Here is a 15,517-nt window from a genome sequence, read left to right as displayed (position 1 = left end):
CACCGGTGCCCGAGCCGGATTTTCCAGCCTCCAGCGCCTCGACCCTGGCGCGCAGAGCGTCCAGCTCCGCCTGGGTTTGGGCATCTTGGGCAAAGGCTTGCGTGGCAGCAACGCAAAGCGAGCTGGCAGCAAGCAGGCGAGCAGTTTTACCCTTTGTTTTCATGGGATTAGTTCCTTGTGTGCGAATGTGCATGGGCACCGTTCCACGCAAGCGCAATCTTTGGAAATCACTAAAACGGGAGGAAAGGCACGCCTTTGCTCAAGCAATCGTGTGTCACGTCACGCATCATTTCACAGGCCAGTGAGCCAGGCGCGTAAATACCCGCGCGCAGGTGAAAATTTTTGTGACCCCGGCGCGATTGGCCGTGAGGACGTTCGGCCCCTGACGCCACCGCGCCGCGCAAATTGTAACGGCAACGTGACCGCTGACAGAGCAACAACAAATCGTGTCTCAATTCGAGATTTCGGCGCGATTCTGCGCGTATCCTTGCCGGATTGGCGGGTTTCAGCCGGAATTCCCAAGACAGGTAATCACGGCTTGGCGACGGAAATGGGTGCGTGCAAGGTGACCGGGCCGTGCGGCTCTGTTTTGCCTGCGTCGCACATGCACCTACTATTCCGTACCCCTTCCTTCCGCGGACAGGACTGTGTTCCCCACATCATCCTGTCCGCGTTTTTCTTTTTGAACAGTGCCGGGGTAAAGAGGCAAAAATCTGCGCATATTGCCGGCTCGCGCGGCTTGTTATTGCATAACAAGGCCGGAATCCGGCTACTGCCCTCAAAGTCAGCAAGAAACCAAACGAGGCAGAAAACATGCAATTCCCACGACTTCTTTACGTATTGGCAGCCTGTGCGGGGCTTGCGGCCTGCGGCGACTCGACGGGCGAACAGGCGGTGCTGGGCGGTGGCGTTGGCGCCATCGGCGCGGCGGTGCTTAGCGCGGACCCGCTGGTCGGCGCTGCGGTCGGTGCCGCAGGCAACGTGCTGTACTGCAAGACGCAGCACAACTGTAACTGACATTTTTCCGGGGTGCGTCGCGCCCCTTCGGTCATCGCGCATCACGCCGTTGTGGGGCTCCCGCCCTGCGACGGCGTTTTTGCGTTCTCAGAACACCAAGACAAAGGACGTTCCATGTTCAATAAGCTCCTGATCGCCAACCGGGGCGAAATCGCCTGCCGGGTCATCAAGACCGCGCGCAAGATGGGTATCGGCACTGTTGCCATCTATTCCGACGCGGACCGGAACGCGCTGCACGTGTCGATGGCGGATGAGGCGGTGCATATCGGCCCGCCGCCTGCGAACCAGTCCTATATCGTGATCGACAAGGTCATGGATGCGATCCGTCAAAGCGGGGCGCAGGCGGTGCATCCCGGCTATGGCTTCCTGTCGGAAAACGCCAAATTCGCCGAGGCGCTGGAGGCCGAGGGCGTGGCCTTTGTCGGCCCGCCCAAAGGCGCGATTGAGGCGATGGGGGACAAGATCACCTCGAAGAAAATCGCTCAGGACGCGAATGTGTCGACGGTGCCCGGCTATATGGGGCTGATCGAGGATGCCGACGAGGCGGTGAAAATCTCGAACGAGATCGGCTATCCGGTGATGATCAAGGCCAGCGCCGGGGGCGGCGGCAAGGGCATGCGGATCGCGTGGAATGACGAGGAAGCGCGCGAAGGGTTCCAATCGTCCAAGAATGAGGCGGCGAATTCCTTTGGTGATGACCGGATTTTCATTGAGAAATTCGTAACCCAACCGCGCCATATTGAAATTCAGGTTCTGTGCGACAGCCACGGCAACGGGATTTATCTGGGCGAACGCGAATGCTCGATCCAGCGCCGCAACCAGAAAGTGGTGGAAGAGGCGCCTTCGCCCTTCCTTGACGAAGCAACCCGGCGTGCGATGGGCGAGCAGGCGGTCGCGCTGGCCAAGGCCGTGGGTTATTCAAGTGCGGGTACGGTGGAATTCATCGTGGATGGGGAAAAGAACTTCTACTTCCTCGAAATGAACACCCGCCTGCAGGTGGAACACCCGGTGACCGAGCTGATCACTGGCGTCGATCTGGTCGAACAGATGATCCGCGTGGCAGCGGGTGAGGCGTTGACGATCACGCAGGATGACGTGACCCTGACCGGCTGGGCCATCGAAAACCGGCTGTATGCCGAAGACCCGTATCGCAACTTCCTACCTTCGATTGGCCGTCTAACCCGCTATCGCCCGCCGCAGGAAACTGCCTCTGGCCCGATGCTGGTCAACGGCAAATGGCAGGGCGACGCGCCCGAGGGCGAGGCGGCGGTGCGCAACGATACCGGCGTTTATGAGGGCGGCGAGATCAGCATGTATTACGACCCGATGATCGCCAAGCTGTGCACCTGGGCCCCGACCCGCGCGCAGGCGATCGAGGCAATGCGCGTGGCGCTGGACAGTTTTGAGGTCGAAGGCATCGGCCACAACCTGCCGTTCCTGTCGGCGGTGATGGATCATCCAAAATTCATCAGCGGCGACATGACCACCGCCTTCATCGCCGAGGAATATCCTGACGGGTTCGAAGGTGTCACTTTGCCCGAAGATGACCTGCGCCATATCGCGGCCTCTTGCGCGGCCATGCACCGTGTGGCCGAGATCCGTCGCACCCGCGTGTCGGGCCGGATGGACAATCACGAACGTAAGGTGGGCACCGATTGGGTTGTCACCCTGCAAGGTCAGGAATTTGCGGTCACAATAGACGCGGACAAGGATGGCTCGACCGTGACATTCGACGATGGCGCCAGTTCGCGGGTCGCGTCGGTTTGGACACCGGGGGATCAACTGGCGGTGCTGGATGTGGATGGCAGCCCGCTGGTGCTGAAGGTCGGTAAGGTCTCGGGCGGGTTCCGCATCCGTAACCGGGGCGCGGACCTCAAGGTGCATGTGCGCACCCCGCGTCAGGCGGAACTGGCCACGCTGATGCCTGAAAAGCTACCGCCCGATACGTCGAAAATGCTGCTGTGTCCGATGCCGGGCCTGATCGTGAAAGTCGATGTCGAGGTCGGGCAAGAGGTGCAGGAAGGTCAGGCGCTGTGCACGGTCGAGGCGATGAAGATGGAAAACATCCTGCGCGCCGAGAAGAAGGGTATCGTCGCCAAGATCAATGCAGGTGCCGGCGACAGCCTTGCCGTGGATGATGTGATCATCGAGTTCGAGTGATCATGTCTGCGTTTTCGCCATATCGCACAGGGTCCCGGGCGTTCTGCGCCGGGGCCTTTGGGTGTGGCGAAAAGGCTCAGCCGCCCTCGCGCCGTTCGCGAATCTCGCGTTCGCGCAGGGGGGTCTTGTCGATTGACCGACCAATCTCGCGCACGCTCCAGGGCGAGGGTTTGCGCAGTTTGACGACACCGTCTTTGTCGACAAACACCATCTGGAACCCACGCGGGCGCAATTGCGACCGGATGGGTGAGCGTGCATCAGGATCGGTATCGGTCAGCACAACTACATCGCGGTCCCGCATCGCCTCTTCGCCCTCCAGCAGCATATCGATCTGCTGCTGGAACCGCGGGTCGGCGGGGGTGTCGGCAAACACGACAATCGGGCGGTTGACCCATAGAAATTCGTCCAGCGTGCTGTCGCCCGTGGGTCGTACAAAGGCATCATCACCGGGCGCAGACCCGTCGGCAGCCAGCGCGGCCAGCGGGAATAGCGCCGAAAAAACAAGGGCAAGCGTGCGTGTCATGGGGCCTCCTGTTCTGATGAATATAGCCGCTGCGCGTGCGAATGCGACCGGGGGAATGCAGCACGGAGCAAAAAAAATGTGCAAATCACGATTGAGTTGCCGGGGCCCAGCCGGGGCTGCCGCATATCGCAGGGCATTGGGATAGGCGCATGGAGATCATTTTGCATTTCGGCGCCCATCGCTGCGCCACCACCAGTTTTCAGGAATACATGCGCTGCAACGCGCAGCCCCTTGCGGCGCAGGGGATCGCCTTCTGGGGGCCTGAGACGACCCGCGAGACGGGCCTGTACGGGCTTAAATCGATGACGGATCAGTCCCGCGCGGCGTTGCAGGATGATCTGGAGAAATGCCGCGCCAAAGGCGTCCGCCATCTGCTGATCAGCGAAGAGAATTTTCTGGGCATGATGCAGCAGAACGTCAACATGACCGGCCTCTACCCCGAAGCGCGCCTGCGGGGGCAACTGCTGGCGGCGGCCTTCGGGGACGGTGTTGCGAAAATCGCGTTGAATATTCGTGCCTTGAACACCTATTGGCCCTCGGTCGCGGGTTTTGCGGTCAGGAACAGGAAGGGGTTCGGCAAGAAAATCCGGTGGAACAGGATCACCCAGAACCCGCGCAGCTGGCGCGATGTGATCACTGATCTGAGCCTGGCGTTTCCCGAAATCCCCCTTGTGGCCCTGCCATTCGAGGAATTCGCGGGGCACCCGGATGCTCAGCTTGCCACGATACTGGACTGCGATGCCCCGCAAAACGCCAGCAATATCTGGCTCAGCCGGGATGATCAGGATGAAACACCGGGCCCGAGTGGCGCCGGGGACATGCAACTTGTGGCCAAATATGCCGATGATCTGGACTGGCTGGCCGCAGGGGCCGACGGGCTGGCTCAGCTTGGTCTGCTTCCGAACACGGCGCGCGGTGAGGCCACCGACGCGCCATCAGAATTTGACGAGAGGATAACTCAATGACCGATAGGAAAGACTGGCAGGCGCTGGCCGAGAAAGAGCTGCGCGGCCGCCCGTTGGACGACCTGACCAAAGAGACGCTGGAAGGCATCGACGTCAAGCCGCTCTATACGCAGGAAGACACCGCCGATTTGCCGCATATGGGATCGTTGCCGGGCTTTGGCCCCTTCACGCGCGGCGTTAAGGCGACGATGTATGCGGGCCGCCCGTGGACCATCCGGCAATATGCAGGGTTCTCGACGGCTGAAGAATCGAACGCTTTCTACCGCCGCAATCTGGCGGCGGGACAGCAGGGTGTTTCCGTGGCCTTCGATCTGGCGACGCACCGGGGCTATGACAGTGACCATCCCCGCGTTGTGGGCGATGTGGGCAAGGCTGGCGTGGCCATCGACAGTGTCGAGGACATGAAAATCCTGTTTGATGGCATTCCGCTGGACAAGGTCTCGGTCTCGATGACGATGAACGGCGCGGTGATCCCGGTTCTGGCCAGTTTTATCGTCGCGGGTGAGGAACAGGGCCATGACAAATCCGTCCTGTCCGGCACCATTCAGAATGACATTCTGAAAGAGTTCATGGTGCGCAACACCTATATCTACCCGCCGGAACCGTCGATGCGGATCATCTCGGACATTATCGAGTTCACCTCGAACGAGATGCCGAAATTCAACTCGATCTCGATCTCGGGCTACCACATGCAAGAGGCCGGGGCGAATTTGGTGCAGGAACTGGCCTATACGCTGGCCGATGGGCGCGAATATGTGCGCGCCGCGACGCAATCAGGCATGGATGTCGACAAGTTTGCGGGCCGTCTGTCGTTCTTCTTTGCCATCGGCATGAATTTCTTCATGGAAATCGCGAAGCTGCGCGCCGCCCGCACCCTGTGGCATCGGGTAATGACCGAGTTTGGCGCGAAATCCGAACGCTCCAAGATGCTGCGCACCCACTGCCAGACCTCGGGCGTGTCGTTGCAGGAGCAAGACCCCTATAACAACGTGATCCGCACCGCCTATGAAGCGATGAGCGCGGTTCTGGGCGGCACTCAGTCGCTGCACACCAACGCTCTGGATGAGGCGATTGCCCTGCCCACCGATTTCTCGGCCCGCATTGCGCGGAACACGCAGCTGGTTCTACAGGAAGAGACCGGCGTGACCGATGTGGTCGATCCGCTGGCAGGGTCGTATTATGTCGAGAGCCTGACCAATGAGCTGATCGAAAAGGCATGGGCCCTGATGCAGGAGGTTGAGGAGATGGGCGGCATGACCAAAGCCGTCGCCTCGGGCATGCCCAAGCTGCGGATCGAAGAAAGCGCCGCGCGGCGTCAGGCGATGATCGACCGGGGCGATGAGGTGATCGTCGGCGTCAACAAATACCGCAAGGATCAGGAAGATCCGATCGACATTCTGGACGTCGACAACGTCGCCGTGCGTGAAGCTCAGGTCGCGCGACTGGACCGCATCCGCGCCACCCGGGACGAGGCGGCCTGTCAGGCGGCCCTGGACGCTCTGACCACCACCGCCCTCGACGGCGGCAACCTGCTGGCCGCCGCCGTCGAGGCCGCCCGCGCCCGTGCATCCGTAGGAGAGATCAGCATGGCAATGGAAAAAGAATTCGGCCGCCACCGCGCCGAGGTGAAAACGCTGGCCGGTGTCTATGGCGCGGCCTATGAAGGGGACGAAGGCTTTGCCGCGATCCAGAAATCCATCGAAGATTTCGCCGAGGTTGAAGGCCGCCGCCCCCGCCTGCTGGTGGTCAAGATGGGGCAGGATGGTCACGACCGGGGAGCCAAGGTGATCGCCACTGCTTTTGCCGATATCGGGTTTGACGTGGATGTCGGTCCGCTGTTCCAGACCCCTGCCGAGGCGGCGCAGGATGCGGTGGACAATGATGTGCATGTGGTCGGGATTTCGTCGCAAGCTGCCGGGCATAAGACGCTGGCCCCGCAATTGGTGGAAGAGCTGAAAAAGGCCGGGGCCGAAGATATCATCGTGATCTGCGGCGGGGTCATTCCGCAGCAGGATTACCAGTTCCTGTATGATCACGGGGTAAAGGCGATTTTTGGGCCGGGGACCAACATCCCCGAGGCCGCACAGGATATCCTGCGCCTGATCGGTGAGGCGCGGGGCTGATGTTTTAACGCTCGGGTGGTTGAGATTTTTCGTCGAAAAATCTCGGCCCGCGCAGCGGAGGAGGGATCATGCAACTCGACCATATCGCCATTTCCGGCGAAACGCTGGAGGCTGCGGCCGCCCATGTCGAACAGGCGCTGGGTGTTTCCCTGCAACAGGGCGGCAAACACGCGAAGTTCGGCACCCATAACCGGCTGTTGGGGTTGGAGGATGGTCTTTATCTGGAGGCCATCGCCGTTGACCCAGACGCACCAACGCCCGAACAGCCCCGATGGTTTGATCTGGATCGTTTTTCAGGACATGCGCGCCTGACCAATTGGATTTGCCGGGTCAGCGATATCGGGGCCGTCACCATGCCTGACGGTCCGGTGGCCCCGATTGATCTGGATCGCGGCGCCTTGCGGTGGCGGATGGCCGTGCCGCAATCGGGGCGGTTGCCGTTTGACAACCTCTACCCCGCGCTCATTCAATGGCAGGGCGATCTGCACCCGGCACGAATGCTGCAGGCCAGCGGATGCAGGCTGCGTCGGCTCGTGGTGTATCACCCCGATGCGCTGGAGCTTGCACGTATCCTCGGGCCGTTGGAACGGGTCGCGTTCGACACAGGCCCCACTGCCCTGCGGGCCGAATTCGACACGCCGCATGGCCTTCGTGTGCTGGAATGATTATCCGACCGGCCTGCGCTGATGATGCCGAGGCAATTGCCGCAATCCACAACGCGGTCATTCAGGATACGCTGGTCACTTTCACGACCGAGCTTCGCACCGCTGCCAGCGTGGCTGTCGACATTTCCAACCGTCAGTATCTGGTCGCCGAACTGAACGGTCAGGTTATCGGCTTTGCCACATATGGCCCGTTTCGCGGTGGGCCGGGTTACGCTCATACACGGGAACATTCGATACATCTGACCCCGGATGCGCAAGGGCAGGGTATCGGACGTGCCTTGATGGCGGCGCTGGAGGATACCGCCCGGGCCGAGGGGGTGCATGTTCTGGTTGCCGGTATCTCCTCTGCCAATCCCGGGGCGATTGCCTTTCACACCGCCCTTGGTTTTGCCGAGGTTGGCCGGATGCCCGAGGTGGGCCGCAAGCAGGGGCAATGGCTGGATCTGGTCCTGATGCAGAAAATTCTTTCGCCGCAGTGATCTGTCGCACCTGACAGTCGCTGCGCCGCGCGCTACTGTGCGCCTATGTCGATCTGGACCCGCATATCCGATGCGCTGAGCGCGCTTGCCCAGGGCGAAAGCCTGACCGCTGTTTTTGAAAAACTGCGCACGCCACCCGAACGTTCGGTGGCCTTTGCCATTGCCGTGATCGCGCTGGGCGCCAAGATGGCCAAGGCCGACGGGCAGGTCACACGCGACGAGGTGACTGCCTTCCGAGAGGTCTTTCAGATCGCCCGTGACGACGAAGACGGGGCCGCACGGGTTTTCGACATGGCGCGCACCGATGTGGCCGGATATCAGGACTATGCCCGCAAGATCGCCCGGATGTTTGCCGAGGACAGCACAACGCTCTGCGATCTGATGGAGGGGCTGTTTCACATCGCCCTGGCCGATGGGTTCTACCACCCCAATGAAAACGAGTTTCTGGAAGAGGTCAGCCGGATATTCGGCCAAACGGATGCGCAGTTTCTTGCCTTGCGCGCGCGGTTTGTGCCCGATGCACCCAATGATCCCTATACGGTGCTGGGCGTTCCCCGCGACATGCCGCTGCCCGAAATTCGCAAGATCTGGCGGCAGCTGGTCCGTGATACTCACCCAGACGCGATGATGGCGCGCGGCGTGCCGGAAGAGGCGGTGCGCCTGGCCGAGAAAAAGATGATCGACATCAACCGCGCCTGGGATGAGATCAACGGAGCCAAGGTCTGATCCCGCATGCGGTTGGCGACCTATAATATCGAATGGTTCGCCAACCTGTTTGATCGCAAGGACAACCTGATTGTCGATGACAGCTGGTCCGGTCGCCACGACGTGACCAAAGCCCGGCAGGTCGAGGCCATCGCCAAGGTTCTGACCGCGCTGGATGCTGATGCGATCCTGATCGTTGAGGCCCCCAATACCGGCAAGGCTCAGAACTCGGTACGCGCCTTGCAGAGTTTTGCCGAGGCGTTCGATCTGCGGACAAACCACGCCATCATGGGCTTTCCCAATGAGACGCATCAGGAACTGGCGCTGCTCTATGATCCTCACGCCCTTCATGCACGCCATGATCCGGTCGAGGCACCCGATGCCCCGCGCTTTGACGGTGAGTTCCACATTGATCTGGATGTGGACGCGACCGAGGATATTGTGCGGTTCTCAAAACCTCCGATGGAACTGGTTGTGGAACCGGTGGGTGGGACCTCGTTCCGCCTGATCGGGGCGCATCTGAAATCCAAGGCCCCCCATGGCGCGTCGTCGCGGGATGAGGCGATCCGTATCTCGATCGCCAATCGTCGCAAGCAGTTGGCGCAGGCGATCTGGCTGGCTCGGCGGGTCGAGGCGCATCTGGCGCAGGAGGACCCGGTGATCCTGTTGGGTGATCTCAATGACGGGCCGGGGCTGGATGAGTTTGAAAACCTGTTTGGGCGGTCCTCGGTCGAGATTCTGCTGCAATCCGGATTGTATGACCCACATGCTGCCCGCGCGCTCGGGCCGCGTCCGGGGTCGGTCCCGTCGACTGCACGCTTTGCCCGACCGGATGAGGGGCGATTTCTTGAGGCGCTGCTGGATTACATCATGATCAGCCACGACTTGCGCAACCGAGATCCGAACTGGCGCATCTGGCATCCGTTTCGCGACACGGCCTTCTGGTCCAACCCGGAGCTGCGTGACGCGCTACTGACCGCGTCGGACCATTTCCCGGTCACGCTGGATATTGATCTGTGACCTTTCAACCCGAAGCCCCGTTGCTTATATTCCAACCATGCAACGTATTCTGATCCTTTCCGTGGCCTGCGCCGCGATGGCCGTTCCCGCCCATGCTCAGGAAGAGGACAGCCAGTCCCTGATGGAAAAAGGGGCCGAGCTGTTTTTCGAAGGCTTGCGGCAGGAAATGGAGCCCGCTCTGGATGATCTGCTGGGGCTGGCGGATCAGTTTGGCCCTGCCATGCAATCCTTTGTTCAGGAAATGGGGCCTGCCTTGACCGATCTGGCCGCCAAAATCGAGGATTGGAGCGTCTACGAAGCACCCGAGATTCTGCCCAACGGGGATATCATCATCCGCAGAAAGCCAGAGCCGGAGGATGAACCACAGGACCAGCCGGAGCCGTCAGCCCCATCCGGTGAGATCACCGATATCTGAAACGCGCCGGGATCAGCCCCGGATGATCACCTTGGTATCCGCCTTCAAGGCGGCGGCCAGAGAGTTGAACCGCGCCTCGGCGGTTTCGGTAAACAGCGGGGCGGCGGTTTTCGGCAGGATCAGGTGCAGCTCGTGCTTTTTGGGGTGATAGCGCAGCTTGCCCATCGCCGCGTCGCTTTGCATCCACAACATCGCACCAAGGCGCATGGCCTTGCCCAGAACCTCGGCCTGTTTCTGACCGGGTTCGTCCAGCAGATCGTAAAGCGGGCCGAACCGGTTGCCTGCGCGCTTGTTGCGGTATCTGTGTTGCAAGGCCAGCCCGATGAAAACCCGTTCGGAATGTTTCAGGCCGCTCATATTGGCGCGGGTCACGTATTCGAAACAGACCTCGGCCCGGTAATCGGGATGGGCGCGCCAACTGACGTCATGCAGCAGACAGGCGGCCTTGATCAGCCGGACCCTTTGCGGCGGGGCCGAGCGGAACAGGGGCATGACGAAATCATAGAGGTGTTTGCCAAAGCCCGGCAGGCGGGCATCCTTGGCCTCGGCAAAACGGCTGGCTTCGATCAGCGGGTCGCGGTCGCGCAGTTTTTGCGACATTTGCTGATACAGCAGCCCCTCGCGGATGCCATAGCTTGAGATGGCGATGTCCTTGGGTTTGAACGTGCGGATCAGCCGGGCCAGAACGTCCATCGCATAGGGGATCAGCGCCATGCGGGAACTGGACACTCCGGCCTGTGCGCGCAGTTTGTCAGGGTCGTTCTGTTCGATGAACTTGATGGTTTCGCGGACCTGCTTGTGGGTCATGCGGTATTCATGCAGCACATTCAGCGGATAGCCCCGGCGCAGCATGTCCAGCCGGGCAAAGGCGCGCCAACTGCCGCCGACCAGAAACAGACGATCCCGCTGCGGGCCCATCTGATCGCGCATGTCTTCAAGCGTTTGCTTGATATGGGCCTTGCGCGCGCGGCGTCCGCCCTTGATGTCACGCAGTTTCAACGGCCCAAGCGGCGAGGTCATGCGTTGCCCGACCGCGCCGTCCCCGATCTCGGCCAGCTCCACTGACGAACCACCTATGTCGCAGATCAGACCATAAGCGCCGGGCCAGCCCAGCAGCACGCCCTGGGCGGACAGGCGGGCCTCTTCCTCGCCATTGACGACGCTGATTTCAAGGCCGGTTTTCTCCAGCACCTCGGCACAGAACTCGGCACCATCCTTGGCCTCGCGCACGGCGGCGGTGGCGACGGCGTGCAGGGCGGGCAGGCCCAGATCGCGGGCCAGATGCTGAAACCTCTGCAATGCGGCCAGCGCCCGAATGCGGCCCTGCGGGTTCAGCCGTCCCGTTTCGGACAGGCCCGCGCCCAGCTCGCACATGACCTTTTCGTTGTAGAAATAGGCAGGCGAGCGCGCCGCCCCGTCAAAGATCACCATCCGGACCGAGTTCGAGCCGACATCCACAACCCCCACCCGCGACAGCGCCCTTGCATCGGGGTCGTCAATCAACGGCTTGCCAAACGGGCCGTAATCCGGTGCGGCGGTCTCGACGATCTGTTCCATGGGGTCCCCAGCAATTCCTGCGACAGGATGCGAAATCATGTATGTCCGGTCAATCACCGGTCTGTGAATGATCAGGCTCTGTGTTCAAAACACGCACCGCCAGCGCCCGGGTGATATCGCGCTTTTCGCTCAGCGCCAGCGTGTCCAGTTGATCCACCACCTGCGCTGCGGTTTCAAAGCTGCGATCCATGTGCTTGACGAGGTACGAGATCACCTCGGGGCCCGGGTTCAACTGCCGGTCGGTGAACAGTTTGGCCAGCACCGCGCACAGCAGCGCGTCATCGGGGCTGTCCAGCGCCACGTGATGGGCACCCTCGACCCGGCTTTGCAGATCGGCCAGCGGCAGGTGCCACAGATTGGGCGCCGCACGGCCGGTCATCAGCAGGGCATTACCTTCGGCCAGCACCAGATTGTGCAGGTGGAATAGGGTTTTCTGCTGCTCGGTATCGGCGGCGATCAGGGGCACGTCCTCGACAGCCACCGGGCTGCTGGCCAGATCGGGCACATCCTCGTGACGCAAGGAGGCGGCCTGCACGATGCGCCCGCCGGTCTCGGCGGCCCAGACATGGGCCAGATGGGTCTTGCCCGATCCGGCAGGGCCGCTCAGCACCAGCTTGTTGCCGGGCCATGAGGTGGCCGAGATCATCGCGACCGCCAGCGCATTTGCGGGCGAGACAAAGAAATCCTCGCGCCCTCGTGCCGTTTTCGAGGGCAGGTCAAAGCTCAGCTGAGTGGCCATTTACTGCTCGTCCTGCTCCAGCCCGACATGGCCGGTGTAAAGGCGGCTGCCCAGGTATTGCTCGGTCCCGAACCGGGCCAGAACACCCAAGGCGGCGGCTACCGGAACCGCGATCAGCATGCCGACAAAGCCGAACAACGCGCCGAAGACCGACAGCGCCAGCAGCAGCCAAACGGGATGCAGGCCGACCGAACTGCCGACCAGTTTGGGGGTCAGGAAGTTGCCCTCGGTCACCTGTCCGATGGCGAAGATACCCGCGACCAGCCCGATATGGGTCCAGTCACCCCAGAATTGGAACAGTGCAAGTCCGATGGCCAGCGTGCCCCCGATCAGCGCGCCCAGATAGGGGATGAAGGTGACCAGCCCGGCGATGAACCCGACGATCAGACCGAATTGCAGACCGACCAGCATCAGGGCCACGGCGTAATAGGTGCCAAGGATCAGGCAGACCGTGCCCATGCCGCGCACGAAAGAGGCCAGAACCGCATCGATATCAACCGCCAGCCGTTTGATGATGGGGGCGTGGTCACGTGGCAGCAGCTCTCCGATCCGGGCGATCATGCGGTCCCAGTCCATCAGCAGATAGACCGCCACAACCGGAACGATGACCAGCAGGACCACCACGTTGATGGCCGATCCAAGCGAGGACAGAACGGTCTGCAACACATCGCCGGTTTTGTCCTTCAGGGTTTCACCGAAGGAGACCAGCATCTGATGGGTGTTTGATTCGCTGTCCAGAAGGGCCGGGAATTTCGCCTCAATAAAGGCGCGCAACTGTTTGAAAAGGCTGGGCAGGATGTCTATCAGGTCCAGCAACTGCGTGATCAGCGCAGGCACCACCATCAGGATCGCCAGCACAAAGCCCAGCACGCCGACCACGGTGATGATACCGGTTGCGGCCATGCGGGACAGGCCCAGCCGTTCCAGCCGGTCGGCCACGGGATCAAGAAAATAGGCAATCGCGCCGCCGATGACGAAGGGCAGCAGCACGTCGCCCAGCAGGTACAGCACTGCCACGAAGACCACAGTGGCGATGCCCCAATATCTCAGCTGATCCTTCACCGGCAAAGCCATGGCGCATCCCTTTTTGCGGCGCTTTGCAATGTTCTTGGCGCATGACGCCCGACGATGCAAGCGCTTCATGGGGGCCGCCCCGCCCTGGAATGAGGATGCATGTGCCCGCGACTTTCCGGACTGTTCCGGGTGGTGGAAATCGGGCTGCTGTCGCAAAATCTCCAATGCGTGATTGCCCCCGGCGGGGCTTTGGCATAAGCAGCTTTGCAGTCGAATTCTCACCCGTGAAGGTCAAACAATGCGCCTCAGCCGTTACTTTCTGCCCGTTCTCAAGGAAAATCCCTCCGAGGCTCAGATCGTCAGCCACCGGCTGATGCTGCGCGCGGGTATGATTAAACAGGCCGCTGCGGGGATCTATTCCTGGCTGCCGCTGGGCTTCAAAGTGCTGCGCAAGCTGGAAAACATCGTGCATGAGGAACAGGCGCGGGCAGGCCATATCGCGATCCAGATGCCGATCCTGCAATCGGCGGACCTGTGGCGCGAATCCGGGCGGTATGACGACTACGGTCAGGAGATGCTGCGGATGCAGGACCGCCACGGCCGCGACATGCTGTATACGCCGACTGCCGAGGAACTGGTGACCGATATCTTCCGCGGCCATGTCAGCAGCTACAAGGACCTGCCGCTGACCCTGTACCAAATTCAATGGAAGTTCCGCGACGAAATACGCCCGCGTTTCGGCGTGATGCGCGGGCGTGAGTTCTACATGAAGGACGGATACAATTTCGACCTGAATAAAGAAGACGCGCTGCACGCCTATAACCGCCATCTGGTCAGCTATTTGCGCACCTATGAGCGGATGGGCCTGCAAGCCATCCCGATGCGCGCCGACAGTGGCCCGATTGGCGGCGATGACACGCATGAATTCCTCGTGCTGGCCGATACCGGTGAATCCGAGGTGTTCTATGACAGCGCCGTCACTGACCTGACCTTTGGCGACCGCGATATCGACTATGACAACCGGGAACAGTGTCAGGCCATCCTGGAAGAGTTCACCTCGAAATACGCACGCACGGACGAAACCCATGACGAGGCGCTGTTCAATCAGGTTCCCGAGGAACGCCGCCGCGTGGCGCGCGGGATTGAGGTTGGTCAGATCTTCTATTTCGGCACCAAATATTCCGAGGCGATGGGCGCCACCGTCCAAGGTCCCGACGGCAAGCCGGTTCCGGTGCATATGGGCAGCCACGGCATCGGCGTCAGCCGTCTGATCGGTGCGATCATCGAGGCCAGCCATGATGACAAGGGCATCATCTGGCCCGAGGGCGTGACGCCGTTCCACTGCGGGATCGTCAACCTGAAGCAGGGTGATGAAGAGGCGGATGCGGCCTGTGACAAACTCTATGCCGCGCTGACCGCGCTGGGGCTGGAGCCGCTGTATGATGATCGCAATGAACGGGCAGGGGGCAAGTTCGCCACCATGGACCTGATCGGTTTGCCCTGGCGTATCACCGTGGGCCCGCGCGGCCTGAAGAACGGTGTGGTCGAACTGACCAGCCGTCGCACCGGCGAAAGCGAAGAACTCAGCCCCGAGGCTGCGGTCACCAAAATCGCGGAAATCTATCAGCAGACCGCCTGAAACGGTCTGCCTGATCAGGTCTTATGATGCGCCCGGTGTTGGCCGCGCGGCCAACACATCGCCATCGGCGTGGCTGCCACGGGCAACTACGATCGGGCGGCCCATGCGCCGGACCAGATCGCGGAACTCAAGCCCGAGAAACCGCAGCCCGCAGACCCTCTCGTCGGTTGTGCAATCAGTGATGCACAGCCGACCGCTGCGGAAGGCGAGGCAATAGCCCTTTTCTTTCAGGATGTCTGTCAGACTGCCCCAGCTCGCCGCGCTGGCGAATAAGGGACGGATCGCTGCACGCAGCAATGCCGCGCTTTCGCAGTCCAGTTCAGTTGATGCCGTGCGGGCCGTGGATTGACCCTCTGTAACCATGTCACCTTTAATATACATGAGCGACCCCCGCTCTGAAAAATGTGTTCCCCCACTATAGGGTGTCAAAATTTCTTCAAGTAAGCAAAATGCGAAATAAAATTGCGCGTAAAATGTTGCATTTTGAAGTCAGTTT

Annotated in this window: 15 protein-coding genes; 10 read left to right on the top strand and 5 right to left on the bottom strand. The window is 61.1% G+C overall.

The genetic code is table 11. The features are described from left to right. Window positions 1–813: 813 nt before the first annotated feature. Together MPJ51_RS10585 and MPJ51_RS10580 are read left to right on the top strand one after the other, a co-directional pair. Window positions 814–1,017: a hypothetical protein gene (locus MPJ51_RS10585; RefSeq protein WP_298385898.1), complete on the top strand. Its 204-nt coding sequence runs from the start codon at window positions 814–816 to the stop codon at window positions 1,015–1,017. A gap of 114 nt (window positions 1,018–1,131) precedes the next feature. Then, window positions 1,132–3,177 (top strand): acetyl/propionyl/methylcrotonyl-CoA carboxylase subunit alpha, encoded by a 2,046-nt coding sequence (locus MPJ51_RS10580; RefSeq protein WP_298385895.1) that lies wholly within the window; start codon window positions 1,132–1,134, stop codon window positions 3,175–3,177. Window positions 3,178–3,253: 76 nt separating this feature from the next. On the opposite strand, the gene MPJ51_RS10575 is transcribed toward MPJ51_RS10580, so the two are convergent. Beyond that, the gene (locus MPJ51_RS10575; RefSeq protein ID WP_298385891.1) at window positions 3,254–3,700 is read right to left on the bottom strand and encodes a DUF4174 domain-containing protein; all 447 of its coding nucleotides are present in this window, start codon (window positions 3,698–3,700) and stop codon (window positions 3,254–3,256) included. A gap of 149 nt (window positions 3,701–3,849) precedes the next feature. Here MPJ51_RS10575 and MPJ51_RS10570 point away from each other — a divergent pair, with 149 nt between their 5' ends. The 7 genes from MPJ51_RS10570 (at window position 3,850) to MPJ51_RS10540 (ending at window position 10,072) form a co-directional block, all read left to right on the top strand. Then, window positions 3,850–4,665 (top strand): hypothetical protein, encoded by an 816-nt coding sequence (locus MPJ51_RS10570; RefSeq protein ID WP_298385888.1) that lies wholly within the window; start codon window positions 3,850–3,852, stop codon window positions 4,663–4,665. Continuing rightward, window positions 4,662–6,788 (top strand): methylmalonyl-CoA mutase, encoded by a 2,127-nt coding sequence (gene scpA / locus MPJ51_RS10565; protein ID WP_298385886.1) that lies wholly within the window; start codon window positions 4,662–4,664, stop codon window positions 6,786–6,788. Before MPJ51_RS10570 ends, scpA begins: the two co-directional genes overlap by 4 nt. Before the next feature lie 68 nt (window positions 6,789–6,856). Continuing rightward, window positions 6,857–7,453 carry a VOC family protein gene (locus MPJ51_RS10560; protein WP_298385883.1) on the top strand — a complete coding sequence of 199 codons (597 nt, stop codon included), beginning with the start codon at window positions 6,857–6,859 and terminating at the stop codon, window positions 7,451–7,453. After that, window positions 7,450–7,932 (top strand): GNAT family N-acetyltransferase, encoded by a 483-nt coding sequence (locus MPJ51_RS10555; protein WP_298385880.1) that lies wholly within the window; start codon window positions 7,450–7,452, stop codon window positions 7,930–7,932. The genes MPJ51_RS10560 and MPJ51_RS10555 overlap by 4 nt, the downstream gene beginning before the upstream one ends. A gap of 45 nt (window positions 7,933–7,977) precedes the next feature. Then, window positions 7,978–8,658 (top strand): molecular chaperone DjiA, encoded by a 681-nt coding sequence (locus MPJ51_RS10550; protein WP_298385877.1) that lies wholly within the window; start codon window positions 7,978–7,980, stop codon window positions 8,656–8,658. Window positions 8,659–8,664: 6 nt separating this feature from the next. Further along, window positions 8,665–9,657, top strand: a complete 993-nt coding sequence (locus MPJ51_RS10545) for an endonuclease/exonuclease/phosphatase family protein (RefSeq protein ID WP_298385874.1) — start codon at window positions 8,665–8,667, stop codon at window positions 9,655–9,657. A 37-nt stretch (window positions 9,658–9,694) separates the two neighbouring features. Continuing rightward, window positions 9,695–10,072, top strand: a complete 378-nt coding sequence (locus MPJ51_RS10540) for a hypothetical protein (RefSeq protein ID WP_298385871.1) — start codon at window positions 9,695–9,697, stop codon at window positions 10,070–10,072. A 12-nt stretch (window positions 10,073–10,084) separates the two neighbouring features. Here the strand turns inward: MPJ51_RS10540 and MPJ51_RS10535 are convergent, their stop codons facing one another. From MPJ51_RS10535 to MPJ51_RS10525, 3 genes are read right to left on the bottom strand one after another with little or no spacing between them, the layout of a single operon-like run. Beyond that, window positions 10,085–11,629 carry a Ppx/GppA family phosphatase gene (locus MPJ51_RS10535; protein ID WP_298385868.1) on the bottom strand — a complete coding sequence of 515 codons (1,545 nt, stop codon included), beginning with the start codon at window positions 11,627–11,629 and terminating at the stop codon, window positions 10,085–10,087. 49 nt (window positions 11,630–11,678) lie between these two features. Beyond that, the gene (locus tag MPJ51_RS10530; RefSeq protein ID WP_298385865.1) at window positions 11,679–12,368 is read right to left on the bottom strand and encodes a DnaA/Hda family protein; all 690 of its coding nucleotides are present in this window, start codon (window positions 12,366–12,368) and stop codon (window positions 11,679–11,681) included. Next, window positions 12,369–13,442 carry an AI-2E family transporter gene (locus tag MPJ51_RS10525; protein ID WP_298385862.1) on the bottom strand — a complete coding sequence of 358 codons (1,074 nt, stop codon included), beginning with the start codon at window positions 13,440–13,442 and terminating at the stop codon, window positions 12,369–12,371. 238 nt (window positions 13,443–13,680) lie between these two features. Between MPJ51_RS10525 and MPJ51_RS10520 the strand changes: the two genes are divergently transcribed. Beyond that, a complete protein-coding gene (locus MPJ51_RS10520; RefSeq protein ID WP_298385859.1) occupies window positions 13,681–15,021 on the top strand; it encodes a proline--tRNA ligase in 1,341 nt (446 codons plus the stop codon). Window positions 15,022–15,042: 21 nt separating this feature from the next. On the opposite strand, the gene MPJ51_RS10515 is transcribed toward MPJ51_RS10520, so the two are convergent. Continuing rightward, window positions 15,043–15,402, bottom strand: coding sequence for a hypothetical protein (locus tag MPJ51_RS10515; RefSeq protein WP_298385856.1), 360 nt, complete (start codon window positions 15,400–15,402; stop codon window positions 15,043–15,045). Between the last annotated feature and the right edge of the window lie 115 nt (window positions 15,403–15,517).

It is taken from the genome of Ruegeria sp., from assembly GCF_028066395.1.
In the GTDB taxonomy this organism is placed as follows: domain Bacteria; phylum Pseudomonadota; class Alphaproteobacteria; order Rhodobacterales; family Rhodobacteraceae; genus Ruegeria.
Note: the sequence above shows the minus strand (reverse complement) of the source record. Positions and strands in the feature narration are given on the sequence as shown.

Excerpts from the sequence above, each read along its gene's own strand:
- MPJ51_RS10530 (WP_298385865.1), bottom strand. The coding sequence starts at position 12,368 with ATGGCCACTCAGCTGAGCTTTGACCTGCCCTCGAAAACGGCACGAGGG.
- MPJ51_RS10545 (WP_298385874.1), top strand. The coding sequence starts at position 8,665 with ATGCGGTTGGCGACCTATAATATCGAATGGTTCGCCAACCTGTTTGAT.
- MPJ51_RS10515 (WP_298385856.1), bottom strand. The coding sequence starts at position 15,402 with ATGTATATTAAAGGTGACATGGTTACAGAGGGTCAATCCACGGCCCGC.
- MPJ51_RS10585 (WP_298385898.1), top strand. The coding sequence starts at position 814 with ATGCAATTCCCACGACTTCTTTACGTATTGGCAGCCTGTGCGGGGCTT.
- scpA (WP_298385886.1), top strand. The coding sequence starts at position 4,662 with ATGACCGATAGGAAAGACTGGCAGGCGCTGGCCGAGAAAGAGCTGCGC.
- MPJ51_RS10560 (WP_298385883.1), top strand. The coding sequence starts at position 6,857 with ATGCAACTCGACCATATCGCCATTTCCGGCGAAACGCTGGAGGCTGCG.
- MPJ51_RS10575 (WP_298385891.1), bottom strand. The coding sequence starts at position 3,700 with ATGACACGCACGCTTGCCCTTGTTTTTTCGGCGCTATTCCCGCTGGCC.
- MPJ51_RS10540 (WP_298385871.1), top strand. The coding sequence starts at position 9,695 with ATGCAACGTATTCTGATCCTTTCCGTGGCCTGCGCCGCGATGGCCGTT.
- MPJ51_RS10555 (WP_298385880.1), top strand. The coding sequence starts at position 7,450 with ATGATTATCCGACCGGCCTGCGCTGATGATGCCGAGGCAATTGCCGCA.
- MPJ51_RS10570 (WP_298385888.1), top strand. The coding sequence starts at position 3,850 with ATGGAGATCATTTTGCATTTCGGCGCCCATCGCTGCGCCACCACCAGT.
- MPJ51_RS10520 (WP_298385859.1), top strand. The coding sequence starts at position 13,681 with ATGCGCCTCAGCCGTTACTTTCTGCCCGTTCTCAAGGAAAATCCCTCC.
- MPJ51_RS10580 (WP_298385895.1), top strand. The coding sequence starts at position 1,132 with ATGTTCAATAAGCTCCTGATCGCCAACCGGGGCGAAATCGCCTGCCGG.
- MPJ51_RS10535 (WP_298385868.1), bottom strand. The coding sequence starts at position 11,629 with ATGGAACAGATCGTCGAGACCGCCGCACCGGATTACGGCCCGTTTGGC.
- MPJ51_RS10550 (WP_298385877.1), top strand. The coding sequence starts at position 7,978 with ATGTCGATCTGGACCCGCATATCCGATGCGCTGAGCGCGCTTGCCCAG.
- MPJ51_RS10525 (WP_298385862.1), bottom strand. The coding sequence starts at position 13,442 with ATGGCTTTGCCGGTGAAGGATCAGCTGAGATATTGGGGCATCGCCACT.